This window comes from Streptomyces sp. NBC_00209, assembly GCF_045206345.1.
In the GTDB taxonomy this organism is placed as follows: domain Bacteria; phylum Actinomycetota; class Actinomycetes; order Streptomycetales; family Streptomycetaceae; genus Streptomyces.
On sequence record NZ_CP108121.1, the window covers coordinates 196,522 to 214,412 of the forward strand.

The window sequence follows — 17,891 nt, forward strand, 5'->3', positions numbered from 1 at the left end:
TGCGTCACTCTGCCACTATTTGTCCGATTCTTCGACTGAACCGTCCATTTGATGAACGTGCGATAGGACACATTCACGGAGCGTGTCGGAGGCCCACATCACAAGGATTCCCGGCCTACCCGTGCGGGGGAAAGGCCCGAATACCGTCCAGTAACGCCGCCCCGCCCCGAAAGCGGGTCCGAGCAGCGGCTAACGTGTGCGACGGGGTCGACTAAGCCTTGCCTTACCAACCGGCCCCGCTTCTGCTCGCCCGTTCGAAGGAACAGCTCGCCATGACACGCCCCGTCCGCGTCGCCATCGTCGGAGCCGGTCCCGCCGGCATTTACGCGGCGGACGCGCTGCTCAAATCCGACACGGCCGCCGATCCGGGCGTCTCCATCGACCTCTTCGAGCGGATGCCCGCCCCCTTCGGCCTGATCCGCTACGGCGTGGCGCCCGACCACCCGCGCATCAAGGGCATCGTGCAGGCGCTGCACCAGGTGCTGGACAAGCCTCAGCTGCGCCTGTTCGGCAATGTCGACTACCCGAACGACCTGGACCTCGACGAGCTGCGCACGTTCTACGACGCGGTGATCTTCTCGACCGGCGCCGACGCGGACCGCGCGCTCGACATCCCCGGCCACGACCTGGACGGCTCCTACGGGGCCGCCGACTTCGTCTCCTGGTACGACGGCCACCCGGACGTCCCGCGCACCTGGCCGCTGGAGGCCGAGAAGGTCGCCGTGCTGGGCGTCGGGAACGTGGCCCTGGACGTGGCCCGCATCCTCGCGAAGACCGCCGACGAGCTGCTGCCGACGGAGATCCCCGCGAACGTCCACGAGGGCCTGAAGGCGAACAAGGCGCTGGAGGTGCACGTCTTCGGGCGGCGCGGCCCGGCCCAGGCGAAGTTCAGCCCGATGGAGCTGCGCGAGCTGGACCACTCGCCCAACATCGAGGTCATCGTCAACCCCGAGGACATCGACTACGACGCGGGATCGATCGAGACCCGGCGCGGGAACAAGCAGGCCAACATGGTCGCCTCCACGCTGGAGAACTGGGCGATCCGCGACATCGGCGACCGGCCGCACAAGCTCTTCCTGCACTTCTTCGAGTCCCCCGTCGAGATCACCGGCGAGGACGGCCGGGTCACCGGTCTGCGCACCGAGCGCACGGAGCTGGACGGCACCGGCAACGTGCGCGGCACCGGCACCTTCCACGACTGGGACGTCCAGAGCGTCTACCGGGCGGTGGGCTACTACTCGCGCGAGCTGCCGAAGCTGCCGTTCGACGTCGCGTCCGGCACGGTCCCGCACGCCGCGGGCCGGGTCCTCGAAGGCGACGAGCCGATGGAGTCGGTGTACGTCACCGGTTGGATCAAGCGGGGCCCGGTCGGCCTGATCGGCCACACCAAGGGCGACGCCAACGAGACGGTCGCCTGCCTGCTGGATGACCACGCCGCCGGGCGGCTGCCCGCCCCGGCACGGCCCGAGCCCGAGGCCGTCACCGCCTTCCTGGAGGAGCGCGGCATCCGCTACACCACCCGTGAGGGCTGGTACCGCCTCGACGCGCACGAGCGCGCCCTCGGGGCCGAGCAGGACCGCGAGCGCGTCAAGGTCGTGGAGCGAGAGGCGATGCTGGACGCCTCCGAGGCCGGCCACTGACACCACGGCGACGGCCCCGCACATCCCGGAAGGGGTGTGCGGGGCCGTCGCCCTGAGGGGGGTCTGCGGGGTCAGCGCCCCTGGAGCGCCTTCACGTTGTCGCCGAAGGTCCAGTTCTTCGAACCGTCCCAGTTCAGCGACCAGGTCATGAGGCCCTTGAGGCTGTTGCCGTAGTGGTTCCACGCCTGGGAGACGAGGCCGGTCGACATGTAGCCGCCGCCCGCGCCGGGCTGGGCGGGCAGACCGGGGACCTGCTTGTCGTAGGGCACCCGGATCGTGGTGCCCTGGATGGTGAGCCCCTTGTCGAGGCAGTCGGTCTGGGCGGTGAAGCCCTCCACGGTGCCGGCGGAGTAGGAGTCGCCGGAGCAGCCGTACATGCTGCCGTTGTAGTACTGCATGTTCAGCCACCAGAGCCGGCCGTTGTCCGCGTACTTCTTGATGACCGGGAGGTACGCGCCCCAGATCGAGCCGTACACGACGCTGCCGCCGGTGACGTAGGCCGTCTCGGGGGCCATCGTCAGGCCGAAGTTCGACGGCATCTTCGCGAGGACGCCGTCGATGATGCGGATCAGGTTGGCCTGCGAGGCGGACAGCCGGCTGATGTCGCCGGTGCCGGTCAGACCGGTCTCGATGTCGATGTCGATGCCGTCGAAGTTGTACTTCTTCAGGATCGGCACGACCGTGTCCACGAAACGGTCGGCGACGGCGGTGGAGCTGAGGTCGATGCCGGCGGTGGCGCCGCCGATCGACATCAGGGTGGTGAGCCCGGACGCCTTCGCCTGGCACATCTCGGCGGGGGTCGGCACCTTGACGGTCGAGTCCATCCCGTCCTCCCACAGGACGGTGCCGTCCGAGAGGATGACCGGGAAGGCCGCGTTGATCACGTTGTAGCCGTGCTGCGGAATGCGGCTGTCGGTGACGGGGATCCAGCCCAGCGGCGGGTGCACCCCGTTGGACGCGCCGTCCCAGTTCTCCCAGTAGCCCTGGAGCACCTTGCCCGCGGGCTTCGACTTGACCGCACAGGTGTCCTCCTGCGCGGAGCTCGGCGTCGCGCCGACGAGCATCTGCACGATGCACGCCGCCGCCAGGCCGACCCCCAGCAGACGTGATGTGCGACCGAACATGGCGGGACCTCTTCCTGAAATGGCATGCCCCTGACAACACGCAAGCGGAATCGCGAACGCCGCCCAACGTAAAGTGGTCCAGACCTCCCGTCAATAGGTCTGGACCAAAGTGGGGTCGGTGTGCTTCATGGGGAGGCGTGCGCGTGGCGCGACCGCTCGCGCACCCGGTCCGGGTACTTCTCGGTGAACCGGACGGCCAGCACCAGCAGCACGACCGGGATGATCCAGTTGAACCAGTCGCGCCCGGACGAGGTGTGCAGCGCGAGCAGGCCCAGCAGGGCGGTGGCCGCGAAGACCGCGCCCCACAGCAGCGTCAGCACCCGGTTGACGTGGCGGAACACCGGTGTGCCCCACACCTCCCGGGGCGTCGACTCACGTGCGTACTGCTCGGTGAACGGCACGAACGCCAGCGAACCGAGCGCCACCACCGCGATCACGGCGCTGGACAGCACCTGGGCGTACCTCTCGACCCAGTCCAGGTCCTGACGGTCCAGGAACAGCGCCAGGACACTCAGCAACGCGAAGAAGACGATGCCGGTGACCTCCAGGATCTTGAAGGAACCCCGGCGCATGTCAGGCAGGTTGAGCACCACGGCGGCCACCAGGCCGGCCAGTGCGGCGTACTCCCAGGTACTGGGAGAGGCGACGACGATGAAGATGATCCAGGGCGCGAACGCGAAGAACAGGTTCCCCGTCCGCCGCCCGGAGCGGGTTTCGGTTTCGGACACCGGACACCTCCGAAGGTGTGGCCCGGCGCGGCGATCTGCCGCGTCTTCCATGGTGGGCCCGGGGACGGCCCTTCGCACGCCGCGACCCACGTTGCGGCGGTCCTGGGCCGGGGATTCAATGAGGAGTCAGCCCGGCCCGCATCCGGGCGCGCCCCCACGTCCCGGCAAGGGAGGCCGCCATGGCCGCACATGCCGCACACGCCTTCGACCCGAGCCGGGTCGTCCATCTCTCGGGGCGCTTCGCCCCCGTGACCGAAGAGGTCGACGAGGCAAACCTTGAGGTGACGGGGGCACTGCCCGGCGAGCTGGACGGGGTGTTCCTGCGCAACGGCCCCAACCCCCGCTTCACGCCGATCGGTTCGTACCTCTACCCGATCGACGGCGACGGCATGCTGCACGGCGTGTGGATCTCCGACGGCCGGGCCCGCTACCGCAACCGGTTCGTCCGGACACCCGCCGTGGTCGCCGAGGAGCGGGCCGGGCGGGCGCTGTGGGGCGGCATCGAGTCGATGATCCTGCCGCAGGAGCCGGACGTCGGACCGGAGCTGGCCGGCACCTTCCGCGACATGCCCGACATCAACGTGGTGCGCCACGCGGGACGGCTGCTGGCGCTCGCGGAGTCCGACTGCCCGTTCCTCATGACGCCCGAGCTGGCGACCGTCGGCAAGGAGACATTCGGCGGGGCGCTGCCGGCGGGCATCACCGCGCATCCGAAGACCGACCCGGTCACGGGCGAGATGCTGGTGTTCTGCTACGGGCTTGAGCCGCCCTACCTCACCTGGTCCGCGATCGGCCCGCAGGGCGACGTGCTCCGGGGCCCCACCCCCGTGGACGGGGCCGACGAGCCGATGATGATCCACGACATGGCGATCACCCCGCGCTTCCTGGTGGTCGTGCTGGCACCGGTGTTCTTCGACATCGCGGCGGCCATGAACGGCGGCTCCATGCTCGACTGGCGCCCCGAACGCGGCACCCGCCTCGCCCTGATCCCGCGCGACGGCGGCCCGGTGCGCTGGGCGTCGGACGACGCCTTCTGGCTGTGGCACACGGTGAACGCGTTCGACACCGAGCCCGGCGGCGGCGATGTGGTGCTGGACTACGTGCAGTGGACCCGCCTGTCGCTCGGCGCGCCCGCCGAGGGGGCGGGGCCCAACCACGCGGGCCTGGTGCGCGCGGTCATCGATCCCGTCGCGGGCACGATGCGCCGGACCGTGCTGGACGACGTCCGGATGGAGCTCCCCCGCACCGACGACCGGCTGATCGGCAGGCGCCACCACCAGCTGGCCGTGGCCTCGGACTCCGGCAGCCTGGATCTGCTGCCGGGCGAGTACGACACCCTGCGCTGGTACGACGGCAACGACCCCTCCGGCCCGCATGTGGCGTGGCGGGCCGGGGACCTGTCGGTGGGCGAGCCGGTCTTCGCTCCTGTCCCCGGCACCGGGCCGGGCGAGAGCGGCTACTGGATGACGTACGCCACCGACCGTACCGACGGGACCAGCTGGCTGCTCGTCATCCCGTCCGAGGACCCGGCGTCCGGCCCGGTCGCCCGGGTCCGCATCCCGGTCCGCGTCCCCCTGGGCCTCCACGGCAACTGGCTGCCCACCGAGGAGTGAGGCCCGCCGAGGCTTGAAGCCCGCCGCCCCTCACCACCGCACGGCCGGACCGTCGTCGGCGCCCCGGGGCAGCCGGATCGACGTCGGCGGCTCGTCGGACGCGGGCGTCCGGTCCGGCATCGACGGCTCCCCGGAGGGCTCGTCCGTCGGCTCACCGGTCGGCGTCGGGCAGCGCGTTTCCCCCGGCGCCCGGGCGGGTACGTCGCGGGCCGCCGCAGGCTCACCCGGCGGTGTGGGCGTCTCCGGCGCGGGTACGTCGGGCGTCGGGCAGTCCTCCGGAGACCTGGACGGCGTGGGCTCCTCCGGTCGCGCGGACCGCGTCGGGGACTCCGGCCGCTTCGTACCGGGCGGCGTGACGTCGGGGAGCGGGCCGGTGATGTCGGTGTCGGGCGTGTAGGGCGGCGGCTCCTCGGGAACGCGGTCGCCGGTGCCCTCGTCGCCGGCCGGCCGGGCGATCCAGCTGTGGTGCGCCAGGTCCGCGATCACCAGCTCCGCCACGGGCCGCGCGGCGGGCTCGACCACGACGGTCCGCGCCGGGTCGAACCCTTCCCACCGCTTCCCCGTCGCGGCCGCCGCGTCACCCCGGCCGGTGGGCGGGTCCAGCGGGTTCCCGCAGACGCAGCGGACCCGGGGCAGCCCCTGTGCGTCGACCATGACCGCGGTGCCCGCCTGCAACACGGACTGGTAAGTGGTGCCGGAGCCGTCCCGGAAGCCGTGCCCGGTGACCAGGGTGTCGGCGCGCAGCAGCACGGGCGTCAGGCCGCGCAGAAACCCGGCGACCTTGGCGCGTGCGACGGACACGGTGTGCGCGAACGCCTCTTCCCGCGCCGGGTCCACGGCAAGCATCCGGATCTGCGCCTCGACGTCGCAGGAGGGGACGGCACGTGTCCCGGCGTACAGGCCGGGCGTCGATCCGGTGCGCTTGAGCGCCTGCCCGGGCGCCGACGGGGAGCGGGGCGCCCCGGTCCGTGCGGCGTGAGGGGGCAGTGCCGGACCGCCCGCGGTGGAGGCGGTGAAGGGGGCGGTCCCGGGGTCGGACGCGGGCTGGAGGACGGGGCCGGTGGCGTCGCCCGTTCGCGTGGCCGGGGCGCCGCCGGAGATGTCCCGGGCGCAGCCCGCGGTGAGGAGGAGGCCGGCGCAGAGCAGGGCGGGGGCGGTGCGGCGCATGCGTATGCGTGAGGGCACGGGCGGTTCTCCTGCCTGGTCACCGGTCTCCCGGTCGCTCCTCCATGTCTGCCGCACTTCCCCCGCCGCCGCAAGCCAACCGCTTCCCGGGAGGTGTATGCCCCTGCCCACTTGAACGCGTTCAAGGTGGCGTAGAGTCTGTGTCAGCAACGATTTGAACGCGTTCAACTCGGGGGTGGGTGAGCCATGTCGGTCCTTGTCGGGCTGATCGTGATGCTGGGGATGCTGGTGATCGTGCCGGCCGGGCTGCGGCTCGCCGACGCACCGGAACTGGACCGGATCAGACGGTTCTGGCCGGTCTTCGCCGCCCCCGGCGCGGTGTCGCTCTGGCTGCCGCGCGGTACGGCCGCCACGGCCCTGGCCCTCTGTTACGGAATCGGGGCCACGCTTCTCGCGCTGCACGCCGTGCCCCGCGCCGCCCGCCGTGACGGTCCCCTGTGTTCCCCGGCCACGGCGCCGGCCGAGATCGCCCTGCTCACCGCACTGGTGACACCGGCCGTCGCCGCCACCGCGCTGGTCGCCGAACGCGCCGGACACCCGCTGTTCGGCTTCGGTCTCGGCATCCTGGCGCTGACCGTGCCGCACTTCCACTTCGCCGGGTTCGCCGCCGCCCTGGTCGCGGGTCTGGTGAGCCGGGTGACCGACGGTCCTGCGGGCCGGGTCGCGGCGCTCAGCGTGCCCTTGGGCACCCTGTTCGTGCTGGCCGGCTACTTCATCGGCGACTGGGCCGAACTCGCCGGGGCAGTGGTCCTGACGGCCGGGATGTGGACCGTGGCGCTGCTGACCTGGCGCACGGTCCGGCCCGCCCAACTCGACCGCGCCACGCGGCTGCTGCTCGGCGTCTCGGCCGCCGTGCTCGCGGTGACCATGGTCCTCGCCCTGACCTGGGCGCTGGGCGAGGCGACGGGTCTGCCGCACCCCGGCCTTCTCTGGATGGCCGCCACCCACGGCGTGGGCAACGCGCTGGGGTTCGCACTCTGCTCGGTCCTCGCCTGGCAGCGCCTGCACCTCCTCCACGACGGCGAAGGCAGCATCCGATGAGCGGCCTCAACTACCCGGAGGCGGGGGCCACCCGCCTCGGTCCGCTCCCCGACGGCTACAACCACCTGCACCACCGCACCCGGGTCGGGCGCGGCCGCGCCGACTTCGAGGCGGCCGGGGCGGCGATCACCGAGTTCCGGATGCACCGCGGGTCGGGGGCGCGTGTGGAGGCGTCCACGCCACGCGCCGACGCGGGGACGGCCGTTCGGGTGGCGGTGCAGGCCGGGCCGCTGCGGCTCGCCGCCCCCTGCCGGGTGATCTGGACCGCGTACGGTCCGGAGCGGATCGGGTTCGGATACGGGACGGAGGCCGGCCACCCCGAGTGCGGCGAGGAGTGCTTCGCGGCCGAACTGGCCGAGGACGGCACGGTCTGGTTCAGTGTGATGGCGTTCAGTCGGCCCGCCCGCTGGTACTCGCGGCTCGGCGGTCCGCTGGTGCCGCCGCTCCAGCGGTGGTACGCGCGCCGGCTCGGCCGTACGCTGCGCCGGATCGTCACGGAGGAGCGCGGGCGGCGCGAGGCGCCCGGCCGATGAGCCCGGGGGCGGGGCCGGGCCATACTGGTAGCGATGGAGTGGTTCACCGCTGACGGGTACTGGCTCGGCCGGCTGGTCTTCCAGAAGGCCCTCGCCGTCGTCTACCTGACCGCCTTCCTCACCGCGGCGCTTCAGTTCCGGGCGCTGATCGGGGAGCGCGGCATGCTGCCCGCGGCCGGGGAGCTGCGGCGTACGTCCTGGCGCACCGCCCCGGGGCTCTTCCGGCTCCACTGCTCCGACCGCTTCTTCGCCGTGGTCGCCTGGACCGGGTGCGCCGTCTCCGTCGCGCTGCTCGCCGGGGCGGACAACCAGGTGCCGCTGGGCGCCGCGATGGCGCTGTGGGCGGTGCCGTGGCTGCTCTATCTGTCGATCGTGCAGGTGGGCGGTGTCTGGTACGGCTTCGGCTGGGAATCGCTGCTGCTTGAGACGGGATTCCTCGCCGTCTTCCTGGGGAACGCGGGCACGGCGCCACCGGTGCTGGTGCTCTGGCTGCTGCGGTGGCTGCTGTTCCGGGTGGAGTTCGGCGCCGGGCTCATCAAGTGGCGCGGCGACGCCTGCTGGCGGAAGCTGACGTGTCTGGACTTCCACCATGAGACGCAGCCGATGCCGGGCCCGCTGAGCTGGTTCTTCCACCGTCTCCCCCGGCCCGCGCACCGGGTCGAGGTGGCGGCCAACCATGTGACGCAGCTGCTCGTTCCGGTGCTGCTGTTCACCCCGCAGCCGGTGGCGAGCGTGGCGGCCGGGCTGATGATCGTCACGCAGTTGTGGCTGGTGCTCTCGGGGAACTTCGCCTGGCTCAACTGGCTGACCATCACGCTCGCGCTGCCTGCCGTCGACTGGTCGCCGGTGACCGAGCCGCCCGCCCAGCGGGGCGCCCCCGTCTGGTACGAGGTGGTGGTCATCGCGGTCACCGCGCTGGTCCTGGTCCTCAGCTACCGTCCGGCCCGCAATCTGGTCTCCCGCCGCCAGGTGATGAACCGGTCCTTCGACCCGCTGCGCCTGGTCAACACGTACGGCGCGTTCGGCAGCATCAGCCGGGTCCGCCTGGAGGTGGTGGTGGAGGGCACGGACGACGCGGTGGTGCATCCGGGCACGGTGTGGAAGGAGTACGGCTTCAAGGGCAAGCCGGGGGATCCGCGCCGGATGCCGCGCCAGTTCGCCCCGTACCATCTGCGGCTCGACTGGATGATGTGGTTCGCCGCGCTCTCCCCCGCGTACGCCAGATCCTGGTTCGGGCCGTTCGTGGAGCGGCTGCTGGAGAACGACCGGGACACGCTGCGGCTGCTGCGGCACAACCCGTTCCCGGACGCCCCGCCCGCCCAGGTGCGGGCCCGGGTCTTCCGCTACCGGTACACGACCTGGCACGAGCTGCGGACCACCGGCTGCTGGTGGCACCGCACCTTCGTACGCGACTTCCTCCGCCCGACCAGGGCGTGAGCGGCTACTTCTCGCTCTCGCGGGCCCGCAGCAACCGGCTGATCTGCTGGACCAGTTCGTCGTCGCTCGCCACCCGCCGCCCGGAGACCAGTGCGCCGAGCCGCTCGGCGGTCTGGAAGTCGTACGCCCGCTCCGCCTCCTCGCCGGGCACATTCGCGTACTCCTCCTCGGCCCGGAAGCCGATGGTCAGGTCGACGGCCTTGGCGATGAGCCAGGTGAGGATGAACGAGAACGCGATCACGGACACGATCGCCACCAGCTGCTTGCCGAGCAGGCCCCAGCCACCCCCGTAGAACAGCCCCTCCTTGCCGCTGATGCGGGCCGTGGCGAAGAGGCCGACCATGACCAGGCCGATGAATCCGCCGACCCCGTGCACCCCGACCACGTCGAGCGTGTCGTCCACGTTGAAGCGGAACTTGAGGGTGACCGCGTACGCGCTCACCGCCCCGACGGCCAGACCCGTGATCACCGCGCCCAGGGTGTTGATCTCACCGCACGCCGGGGTGATGGCGACCATGCCCGCGACGGCGGAGGAGACGACGCCCGTGGTGCTCACCCGGCCCGTGCGCCACTTCTCGACCAGCGGCCAGGTCACCATGGCGCCCGCCGCGCCGAGCTGCGTGTTGATGAAGGCGGCCGCGGCCGTGCCCTGGTCGGTGAGCGCGGAACCGGAGTTGAAACCGAACCAGCCGAACCACAGCAGCCCGACACCGACGACCACGAGCGGGATGTTGTTCGGGCGCTCCTCGCGGCGGGCGAAGTCGCGGGGCGCGCGCAGCACGAGCGCGACGGCGAGCCCGGTGACCCCGGAGTTGAGCTCCACCGGCAGCCCGCCCGCGAAGTCGAGGGCGCCGAGGTGCTTCACGATCCAGCCGTCCTTGTCGAACACCCAGTGCGCGATGGGGATGTAGACGATCAGCAGCCAGAGCACGACGAAGACGAGCCAGCCCCGCATCGTGGCGCGGTCGGCGATGGAGCCGCTGATCAGCGCCACGGTGATGACGGCGAAGCCCATCTGGAAGGTGCTGTAGATGTACGTGGGGATGGCCCCGGTCAGCGTGTTGAGCTCGATGCCCTTCATGAACACGTGGTCGAGGTTCCCGATGACCCCGGCGCCGCCGACGTCCGGCCCGAACGCCAGGGTGTACCCGAGGACCCACCAGACGAGGGTGCCGAAGGCCAGCGCGGCGAAGCTCATCTTGATCATCATGAGCACGTGCCGGGTGCGCACCATGCCGCCGTAGAAGAACGCGAGGCCGGGCGTCATCAGCAGGACCATGGCGGTGGCGGCGAGCAGCCAGGCGGTGTCCCCGGAGTCGTACGCCGCCGGCATGGGCGCGGGAGCGGTCATCATCGGCGGTACCTCGGTGTAGGGAGCGGGCGGGGCGGGAAGCGCTACGGCTTGCGCAGGTCGGGTGGCGGGTGGCCGGTCAGCAGCCGGCGTACGGCGTGCCAAACGGCCCGTTGCGCCTCGGCGACCCGGACCGGGCTGTCGTCCAGGAGTCGCACCCACGCCCCGCAGTCCCGGGGCAGCACGCTCACCCCGTACAGGACGCCAAGCCCGGCCAGCGCCTCGTGCAGGGTGTCGGCGAGCCCGGCGGCGGGAACACGGTCGGTCACCACGAAGAGCGAGGCGACGTGGTCGTGTCCGGCGAACACCCCGGGCCCGAGGACTCCGTTCCCCGGCCGCCCGTTCCCCGGCCGACCGGGCGCCAGGCGCAGGGTGTCGATGGCGAGGAGGGTGCCGTCGGGCCTGCTGACGCGGAGGTCGGTGGCGAGCGTCCGGTACGCGTGGCGCTCGCCCCGGGCGAGCCGGCCGGCGGTGAGGGTGTCCCCGACGAGGACGGTGGCGCCGGGCGCGACGGTGACCTCGGTGCGCTGGTAGAACCGCGCGTCCTTGAACGGGATGAGCGGGTCGGGGAGGTATTCGACGTAGCTGCCGGCCTCGGCGGTCAGGTGGACGCGCTGGCTCGCGTAGTCGTGCTCCATCCGGAAGACCTTGGTCGCGGCCTGGGTCGTCAGGTGGACCTGCGTATCGGGGCCGCAGTGGAAGTCCATCCGGTAGCGGTCGGCCTGGGCGATGCCGCCGCCGGTCGCCATCAGATACACGTAACTCATGCCGGGCTGCGCGGGGTCGATCCACAGTGGGCGCATGATCTGGAGCGGGGTCTTCTGGTAGCGCCCGACGAGTTCGGTGCGCCCGCCCCGCACGGCGAAGGCGAGGTCGAGGATGCCGACCTTGGCCGGGGAGCCGGGCGCCAGGGTGTCCGGGACGGAGGCCAGGGCCGCCACGTCCGGGGGGACGCGGACGGGCGTGTAGTACTCCTCGGTGAGCCGGTCCTTCGGCCGTTGCGGGGCGAGCGGCATGTCAGATCAGCACCTTGCGGCGCGATTCGAGGTAGCCGGCGATCTCGTCCACGCCCACCCCGGTCAGGCAGTCGGTGAGGACGACGGGGCGGTCTCCCCGCACCCGGTGGGCGTCGGACTCCATGACGTTGATGTCCGTGCGTACGTACTGAGCGATGTCGATCTTGTTGATGACCAGCAGGTCGGAGTCGGTGATGCCGGGTCCGCGCTTACGGGGCATCTTCTCGCCCTCCGCCGTGTCGAGCACGAACAGGAAGAGGTCGACCAGGGCCGGGCTGAACGTCAGGGTGAGGTTGTCGCCGCCCGACTCGTACAGGAGCGTGTCGGTGTCCGGGAAGCGCTCCAGCATCTCGGCGCCGGCCGCGAGGTTCATCGTCGGGTCGTCACGTACGGCGGTGTGCGGGCAGGCGCCCGTCTCGACGCCGACGACGCGCTCGGGTTCGAGGACGCCGGCCAGGGTGCGGCGGACGTGCTGGGCGTCCTCCTGGGTGTAGATGTCGTTGGTGATGACGGCGGGGCGGTGACCGCCTGCGATCAGGACCGGCACCAGCGCCTCGATGAGCGCGGTCTTGCCGGAACCGACGGGTCCACCGATGCCGACCCGCAGTACGTTGTCGTCCATGGTGCTCCTAGGGGTGTCGTGGTGGGTGCTCAGCTGGCGAAGAGGCGGGCCTCGGCGCGTTCATGACGGCCCGACATGACGTCGGAGGCGAAGACGGTGGCGCCGACGTCGTCCAGCTCCCTGCGCAGCGCCGCGTCGACGGCGGTCTCGATGACGGGCGCGGCGCCTCTGAGCAGGGTCTGCGCCGTACGGTGATCGGTCAGCCTCAGCCGCAGGGCGGCGCCCGCGAAGCTGACGCAGAACGCGAACAGGTCGGCGGCGACCGCCTGGCGGACCGGGACGCCGGTCGCCGCGTAGACGATCCCGGCGGCCACCGCCTGGGTGCCGGGGGCCTCGCGGCGCACGACCCGCTCGTAGTAGTCGCCGATCTCCGGGCGGCCGAAGACCTCGTGGCCCAGGTCCAGGAGCTGGCGCCCGGTCCGGGTGGCGGCCTGGCGCATCTCACGGCCCAGCTTCGTGGCGAACAGGTGCTCGTCGATCCGGACCACGGTCTCCGGGTCGCCCGCCGCGGTCGCCCGGTGGGCGAGGGCGAGCGCGGTGGCGTCGGCGGGGCCGACGCCGTGCAGCAGCAGGTCCGCCAGCAGTGCCGGCAGGCTCTCCGCGTCCACGGCGCCCGCCTGGGCGAAGCCCTCCAGGCTGTGCGAGAGGGTGTAGAAGCCGCTCGGGAACGCCGAGTCGGTCAGCTGGAGGCTGACCAGCAGCGGTCCGAGGCCGGTGGCCGCCGTGGTCCCCGCCGGGCCGGGGTCGCCCGCGATGTCGCCCTCCTTGCGGTACATCGGCCCTAGACCAGGAAGTAGAGGTGGTTCAGGGGCAGCGTCTCGGCCGGGTCGATGGTGGCGACCTTGCCGTTGAGCGTGACCTTGAACGTCTCCGGGTCGACCTGCACGTCCGGCAGGACGTCGTTGCGGACCATGTTGTGCTTGCCGATGGTGCGGGTGCGGCGCACGGGCAGGACCTTGCGGTCCAGGCCGAGCCGCTCCGGCACACCGGCGGCGATGCCCGCCTGCGACATGAACGTGGCATGCGTGGCCTGGAGCGCCTTGCCGTACTGCCCGAACATCGGCCGGTAGGTGACCGGCTGCGGGGTGGGCAGCGAGGCGTTGGGGTCGCCCATCTGCGCCCAGGAGACCAGGCCGCCCTTGATGACCATCTTCGGCTTGGCGGCGAAGGAGTGGATGGGCCAGAGCACGATGTCGGCGAGCTTGCCCTTCTCGATCGAGCCCACGTAGTCGGAGATGCCCGTGGCGATGGCCGGGTTGATGGTGATCTTCGCGAGGTAGCGCAGCACCCGCTGGTTGTCGTTGCGCTCCGAGTCGCCCTCCAGCACACCCAGCTTGTCCTTGCAGTGGTGCGCGGTCTGGAAGGCCCGGGTGACGGACTCGCCGATGCGGCCCATCGCCTGGGAGTCGGAGGAGAACATGCTGATCACACCGAGGTCGTGCAGCACCGACTCGGCGGCGATCGTCTCGGCCCGGACCCGGCTGTCCGCGAAGGAGACGTCCTCCGGGATCTCGCGGCTCAGGTGGTGGCAGACCATCACCATGTCGAGGAGTTCGTCCACGGAGTTCTTGGTGTAGGGCAGCGTCGGGTTGGTGGAGGACGGCAGGACGTTGGGCTCGCCGGTGACGCGCAGGATGTCGGGGGCGTGGCCGCCGCCCGCGCCCTCGCTGTGGAAGGTGTGGATGGCACGCCCGTCGATGGCGGAGCGGGTGTCCTCGAAGAACCCGCCCTCGTTCAGGCTGTCGGTGTGGATGGCCACCTGGACGTCGTGCTCGTCCGCGACGTTCAGCGCGTTGTCGATCACGGCCGGGGTGGCGCCCCAGTCCTCGTGCACCTTGAGCGCGCAGGCACCGGCGACGACCTGCTCCTCCAGGGCGCCCGGCAGGCTGCCGTTGCCCTTGCCCATGATGCCGAGGTTGACCGGCAGCGTCTCGGCCGCCTGGAGGAGCAGTCCGATGTTGTACGGGCCCGGGGTGCAGGTGGTGCCGTTGGAACCGTCCGTGGGTCCGGTGCCGCCGCCGATGAGGGTGGTGATGCCGTTGGTCAGCGCCTGTTCGGCCTGCTGCGGGGCGATCAGGTGGACGTGGCTGTCGATGGCGCCCGCGGTGGCGATCAGGTGCTCGCCCGCGATGGCCTCCGTGCCGGGGCCGATGACCAGGGCCGGGTCGACGTTGTTCTGGGTCTGCGGGTTGCCGGACTTGCCGATGCCGACGATGAAGCCGTCCTTGATGCCGATGTCGCACTTGACGACGCCCACCATCGGGTCGATGACGACCACGTTGGTGATCACGGTGTCGAGCGCGCCCTGGGCGGCGGTGGCCTGCGGGTCGGATGCCATGCCGTCGCGCATGGTCTTGCCGCCGCCGTAGACGACCTCGTCGCCGTACAGGCCCTCGCTGTAGTCCTTCTCGACCTCGACGACGAGGTTGGTGTCGGCGAGGTGGAAGCGGTCACCGACCGTCGGACCGAACATGTCGGTGTACTGCTTACGGGGCAGGATGGGCATCAGCGCGAACCCTTCTTCTTGTCCTTGGCGGCCTTGGAACCCTTGGACCCGTCCTTGCCGGATCCCTTGGACCCCGTCTTGGAGCCGGCCGCGGCGGGCGTGTTCCGCGCACCCTGGAAGCCGCGTTCGATGGCCTTGCGGACGGCTTCGACGCGTGCGGGGTGGGAGGCGAGGCTGCCGTTGAGCAGGCCGCTGAAGCCGGTGAGCCGGCCGGTTCCTGCGTACGCGCAGAGCTCGACCTCGCGGGTGCCGCCGGGCTCGAACCGTACGGAGGTGCCGGCCGCGATGTTGAGATGCGTGCCCAGGGTCGCCTCGCGGTCGAAGGAGAGCGCCGAGTTCACCTCGAAGAAGTGGTAGTGCGACCCGACCTGCACGGCACGGTCGCCGGTGTTGCTCACGGTGACCTTGACCGTGCGCCGGCCCGCGTTGAGTTCGATGGGGTCGTCCCCGTACAGGTACTGCTGACGGAACGTCATGCGATGCTCCTGATGCCAAGGTCCGCCCCAGCGGCGGACGGGGGGTGGTGATGCCGGTGCCCGGTCCCGGGGCCGTGCTCGTGGGGGTGGCCGTGCGCCTGGCCGTGCTCGTGGCTGTGTCCGTGGCCCTCGCCCGGCGGGTGGGTGTGCGCGTGGCCGTGGTGGTCGGCCGCCGCCAGGCCGGTCGTGATGCCGTCGTCGCCGTGCTCGTCCCAGCGCCGGTGCGCGTCGGCCACTCGCTCGTCCAGCACCCGGCGCAGCGCCGGGCCCGGCACGAGGGGGCCCGCGTCCGCCACCGGAACGGGTCCCGCGCCGCCGGGGCCCACGGCCGCGAACGAGGCGGGCAGCAGCGCCACGCGCTCCGCGCCGAGCAGCGCGCAGCGCCGGACGCCGTGGGCCGGGGCGGGGTCACCGCCGTCGAAGGCGACCTCGACCAGGTCGTGGCTCCCGTAGCGGCGTACGAGCGCGGCGACGCGGTGGAGTTCGGCGTCCTCGAAGGGGTCGCCGGAGGGGGCTGCGAGGAGGAGCGCGGAGTCCGCGGGCACCCGGCCGGCGGCGGCGCGCAGCCAGGCGACGAGGTGCTGGGCGGTGCCGAACGGCTCGGCGAGCAGCACGGCTCCCCGGCCGGCTTCGGGAACGGCGCGCAGGGTACGGGCGGCGTCCGCGACGAGCCCGGGTTCGCGGCCGAGGGTCATCGGGACGACGACGACGCGCTCGCCCCGGCGCAGACGCGCGGCGACGGCCCGGAAGAGGGCGCGCCCGTTGGGGACGATGTCCACGTCCGGGCCGGGATGTCCTTCCAGCGCCGCGCCGTACGCGGCTTCGTGGCCGCAGACGGCGATGACGGCCGCGTTCCCGGCCATGGTCAGCCGCCGATGGGGTCGTGGACGGAGACCAGCTTGGTGCCGTCCACGAAGGACGCCTCGACCTGGAGGAGGCCGAGCATCTCCCGTACGCCGGGCATGGTGGCGTCCTCGCCCACGATGTGGCGGCCCAGCTCCATGCAGTCCGCGACGCTCCTGCCGTCGCGGGCCGCTTCGAGGATCGCCTCGGTGATCAGCGCGACCGACTCGCTGTAGTTGAGTTTGAGGCCGCGGTCCTGGCGCTTGCGGGCCAGGTCGGCCACGACGTACACGAGCAGTTTGTCGATCTCGCGGGGGGCGAGGTTCATCGTGGGTGCCTTCCTCGGGATATGCGGTGGGTCAGCCGCGGCGCAGGCGCGGCAGCAGGGGGACGGCCGCCAGCAGCGTCCAGGTGGTGAGGATGAACGGCCAGGTGAAGGTGTGGCCGCCGAACGGTTTGAAGAAGGAGGTCAGAGTGGCGGTGAGGCCGGTGCTGACCATCGCGCCGAAGATCGCGTAGGCCGCGGTCCAGGTGGTGTTGGCCATGAAGACGGCCCCGAGTCCGATGGCGACGAGCACCGCGTTGTAGCCGTAGATGCCGTTGGCGATCAGGTCGGTCGGCGCGCCGAGCAGCCAGGCGGCGACGATTCCGGCGATGCTGCCGACGGCGGCGTAGAGCACGACGCGCAGGCCGGCCAGGGCGAGGCCGGCGAGCATGATCAGTCCGACGTACCAGCTCTCGACCAGGAAGATCTGCGAGACGTTGTTGAAGAAGGCGTGCCAGAGGTCGTTCCAGGTGATCCCGGTGTCGCCGCTCGTCGTGCTGGAGACGGCCGCCGGGGCGCCGTGCCAGACCCGGTCGAAGGACGGGGCGCCGACCACCATCACGCCGGAGACCAGGCAGAAGGGCGCGGTCATGGGCGTGAGGTTGTACGGCGCGAGGAACGTGGCCAGGGTCGCCATGAGGATGACGCAGAGGACGGCGCCCACGACGGTCAGCGCATAGGTGGCCGGGTGATGACCGAGCGAGGAGACGAGGGCGATGCCGGTCAGACAGCCGGCGAACCCCTGCATGCCGAGTGCGATGCTCCCCCGGTCGACGGCCAGCGCGTAGGCGGCGGCCGTGGCGACCAGCGTCCCGATCGTCGCGAACAGTCCGGTCTGCCAGCCCGCCGCCCAGAGACCGGCGAGGATCGCGGCGCCGGTGTACAGGCCGGCCTGGAAGTCGACCTGTCCGACGCCTCGCAGTGACGCCAGGAGGTACGCGGACGGCTGGCGGCTCTCCAGCCTCCGGACGAGATCCGGCTCGGCGAGGGACAAGACAGGCTCCAGCGTCGTCGTCACGTGGGGGGCGGAGTGCGACGGATGCGCGAGGGCATCCGTCATATGCCATGAAGTCATACAAAGTTGGCTTCTTCGCGCTGGGAGTGACCGGGGTAGCCCACTCGGGTAGACCCCGGGAGGCACGCCGCTGCCCCCGCCCTCGGCGCCCGGCCGTCGTCCGTAGCGTTCGTGGGATGGCCCAGAAGCTGCGCTTGCACCGGCACGGCCACCCCGATCACCAGCCGGGCGTACAGTTCCCGGTCGTGGTGGCCGTCGCGGTCGGCGGGGCCGCGGGGGCCTGCGCCCGGTACGCGGCCGAACGCCTGTGGCCGACCGGGACCTTGAGGCGTGATGACCGACTGGCTGCTCGTGCTGGCCGGCGGTCTGGTGGGGGCGCCGGTGCGCTATCCGCTCGGCGTGGACGCGAAGTTCCGCCTTGGCCTGTCTGCCGCTC

General features: G+C 71.6%; 17 protein-coding genes and 2 pseudogenes. 7 read left to right on the plus strand and 12 right to left on the minus strand.

Annotated features, from left to right (window positions below):
• Nucleotides 1-272 precede the first annotated feature (272 nt).
• The gene (locus OG867_RS00940; RefSeq protein WP_328903817.1) at nt 273-1,640 is read left to right on the plus strand and encodes an FAD-dependent oxidoreductase; all 1,368 of its coding nucleotides are present in this window, start codon (nt 273-275) and stop codon (nt 1,638-1,640) included.
• Nucleotides 1,641-1,711: 71 nt separating this feature from the next.
• Here OG867_RS00940 and OG867_RS00945 read toward each other — a convergent pair whose 3' ends face one another.
• Nucleotides 1,712-2,764 carry a chitinase gene (locus OG867_RS00945; RefSeq protein WP_406281599.1) on the minus strand — a complete coding sequence of 351 codons (1,053 nt, stop codon included), beginning with the start codon at nt 2,762-2,764 and terminating at the stop codon, nt 1,712-1,714.
• Between the two features lie 125 nt (nt 2,765-2,889).
• A complete protein-coding gene (locus OG867_RS00950) occupies nt 2,890-3,492 on the minus strand; it encodes a hypothetical protein (protein WP_406281602.1) in 603 nt (200 codons plus the stop codon).
• Between the two features lie 179 nt (nt 3,493-3,671).
• Between OG867_RS00950 and OG867_RS00955 the strand changes: the two genes are divergently transcribed.
• Complete coding sequence (locus tag OG867_RS00955) at nt 3,672-5,105, plus strand: carotenoid oxygenase family protein (protein ID WP_406281605.1); 1,434 nt, start codon at nt 3,672-3,674, stop codon at nt 5,103-5,105.
• Between the two features lie 30 nt (nt 5,106-5,135).
• On the opposite strand, the gene OG867_RS00960 is transcribed toward OG867_RS00955, so the two are convergent.
• Entirely contained in the window at nt 5,136-6,290 is a 1,155-nt protein-coding gene (locus tag OG867_RS00960; protein ID WP_328903813.1) for a DUF6777 domain-containing protein, read from the minus strand.
• Between the two features lie 186 nt (nt 6,291-6,476).
• Here OG867_RS00960 and OG867_RS00965 point away from each other — a divergent pair, with 186 nt between their 5' ends.
• From OG867_RS00965 to OG867_RS00975, 3 genes are read left to right on the plus strand one after another with little or no spacing between them, the layout of a single operon-like run.
• Entirely contained in the window at nt 6,477-7,331 is an 855-nt protein-coding gene (locus OG867_RS00965) for a YndJ family protein (RefSeq protein WP_328903812.1), read from the plus strand.
• Nucleotides 7,328-7,864 (plus strand): DUF1990 domain-containing protein, encoded by a 537-nt coding sequence (locus tag OG867_RS00970; RefSeq protein ID WP_328903811.1) that lies wholly within the window; start codon nt 7,328-7,330, stop codon nt 7,862-7,864. Before OG867_RS00965 ends, OG867_RS00970 begins: the two co-directional genes overlap by 4 nt.
• 33 nt (nt 7,865-7,897) lie before the next feature.
• Nucleotides 7,898-9,301 (plus strand): lipase maturation factor family protein, encoded by a 1,404-nt coding sequence (locus OG867_RS00975; RefSeq protein ID WP_328903810.1) that lies wholly within the window; start codon nt 7,898-7,900, stop codon nt 9,299-9,301.
• Between the two features lie 4 nt (nt 9,302-9,305).
• On the opposite strand, the gene OG867_RS00980 is transcribed toward OG867_RS00975, so the two are convergent.
• Genes OG867_RS00980 through OG867_RS01020 form a run of 9 tightly spaced genes read right to left on the minus strand, consistent with a single transcriptional unit; the run spans nt 9,306 to nt 17,434 of the window.
• A complete protein-coding gene (locus tag OG867_RS00980) occupies nt 9,306-10,655 on the minus strand; it encodes an ammonium transporter (protein ID WP_406281610.1) in 1,350 nt (449 codons plus the stop codon).
• 41 nt (nt 10,656-10,696) lie between these two features.
• Nucleotides 10,697-11,668: an urease accessory protein UreD gene (locus OG867_RS00985; protein ID WP_328903808.1), complete on the minus strand. Its 972-nt coding sequence runs from the start codon at nt 11,666-11,668 to the stop codon at nt 10,697-10,699.
• A 1-nt stretch (nt 11,669) separates the two neighbouring features.
• Complete coding sequence (ureG, locus tag OG867_RS00990) at nt 11,670-12,290, minus strand: urease accessory protein UreG (protein WP_328903807.1); 621 nt, start codon at nt 12,288-12,290, stop codon at nt 11,670-11,672.
• Nucleotides 12,291-12,319: 29 nt separating this feature from the next.
• Complete coding sequence (locus OG867_RS00995; protein WP_328903806.1) at nt 12,320-13,066, minus strand: urease accessory UreF family protein; 747 nt, start codon at nt 13,064-13,066, stop codon at nt 12,320-12,322.
• 5 nt (nt 13,067-13,071) lie between these two features.
• Nucleotides 13,072-14,796, minus strand: coding sequence for an urease subunit alpha (gene ureC / locus OG867_RS01000; RefSeq protein ID WP_406281615.1), 1,725 nt, complete (start codon nt 14,794-14,796; stop codon nt 13,072-13,074).
• Complete coding sequence (locus tag OG867_RS01005; RefSeq protein WP_406281618.1) at nt 14,796-15,272, minus strand: urease subunit beta; 477 nt, start codon at nt 15,270-15,272, stop codon at nt 14,796-14,798. The genes ureC and OG867_RS01005 overlap by 1 nt, the downstream gene beginning before the upstream one ends.
• Nucleotides 15,269-16,135 (minus strand): cobalamin biosynthesis protein CbiX, encoded by an 867-nt coding sequence (locus tag OG867_RS01010; RefSeq protein WP_406281621.1) that lies wholly within the window; start codon nt 16,133-16,135, stop codon nt 15,269-15,271. The genes OG867_RS01005 and OG867_RS01010 overlap by 4 nt, the downstream gene beginning before the upstream one ends.
• 2 nt (nt 16,136-16,137) lie before the next feature.
• Nucleotides 16,138-16,443: an urease subunit gamma gene (locus OG867_RS01015; protein WP_406281624.1), complete on the minus strand. Its 306-nt coding sequence runs from the start codon at nt 16,441-16,443 to the stop codon at nt 16,138-16,140.
• A gap of 31 nt (nt 16,444-16,474) precedes the next feature.
• Nucleotides 16,475-17,434, minus strand: coding sequence for an urea transporter (locus OG867_RS01020; protein WP_406290692.1), 960 nt, complete (start codon nt 17,432-17,434; stop codon nt 16,475-16,477).
• Between the two features lie 197 nt (nt 17,435-17,631).
• Between OG867_RS01020 and OG867_RS01025 the strand changes: the two are divergent.
• A pseudogene (locus tag OG867_RS01025) lies at nt 17,632-17,778 on the plus strand (CrcB family protein); the annotation flags it as partial.
• Between the two features lie 10 nt (nt 17,779-17,788).
• Nucleotides 17,789-17,875 (plus strand): annotated as a pseudogene (locus tag OG867_RS01030) (fluoride efflux transporter CrcB); the annotation flags it as partial.
• Nucleotides 17,876-17,891: the final 16 nt, after the last annotated feature.

Bases quoted from the DNA above. Each gene is read 5' to 3' on its own strand.
- OG867_RS00975 (WP_328903810.1), top strand. From the start codon at position 7,898: ATGGAGTGGTTCACCGCTGACGGGTACTGGCTCGGCCGGCTGGTCTTC.
- ureG (WP_328903807.1), bottom strand. From the start codon at position 12,290: ATGGACGACAACGTACTGCGGGTCGGCATCGGTGGACCCGTCGGTTCC.
- OG867_RS00965 (WP_328903812.1), top strand. From the start codon at position 6,477: ATGTCGGTCCTTGTCGGGCTGATCGTGATGCTGGGGATGCTGGTGATC.
- OG867_RS01010 (WP_406281621.1), bottom strand. From the start codon at position 16,135: ATGGCCGGGAACGCGGCCGTCATCGCCGTCTGCGGCCACGAAGCCGCG.
- OG867_RS01015 (WP_406281624.1), bottom strand. From the start codon at position 16,443: ATGAACCTCGCCCCCCGCGAGATCGACAAACTGCTCGTGTACGTCGTG.
- ureC (WP_406281615.1), bottom strand. From the start codon at position 14,796: ATGCCCATCCTGCCCCGTAAGCAGTACACCGACATGTTCGGTCCGACG.
- OG867_RS01005 (WP_406281618.1), bottom strand. From the start codon at position 15,272: ATGACGTTCCGTCAGCAGTACCTGTACGGGGACGACCCCATCGAACTC.
- OG867_RS00955 (WP_406281605.1), top strand. From the start codon at position 3,672: ATGGCCGCACATGCCGCACACGCCTTCGACCCGAGCCGGGTCGTCCAT.
- OG867_RS00945 (WP_406281599.1), bottom strand. From the start codon at position 2,764: ATGTTCGGTCGCACATCACGTCTGCTGGGGGTCGGCCTGGCGGCGGCG.
- OG867_RS00985 (WP_328903808.1), bottom strand. From the start codon at position 11,668: ATGCCGCTCGCCCCGCAACGGCCGAAGGACCGGCTCACCGAGGAGTAC.
- OG867_RS00970 (WP_328903811.1), top strand. From the start codon at position 7,328: ATGAGCGGCCTCAACTACCCGGAGGCGGGGGCCACCCGCCTCGGTCCG.
- OG867_RS00980 (WP_406281610.1), bottom strand. From the start codon at position 10,655: ATGATGACCGCTCCCGCGCCCATGCCGGCGGCGTACGACTCCGGGGAC.
- OG867_RS00995 (WP_328903806.1), bottom strand. From the start codon at position 13,066: ATGTACCGCAAGGAGGGCGACATCGCGGGCGACCCCGGCCCGGCGGGG.
- OG867_RS00940 (WP_328903817.1), top strand. From the start codon at position 273: ATGACACGCCCCGTCCGCGTCGCCATCGTCGGAGCCGGTCCCGCCGGC.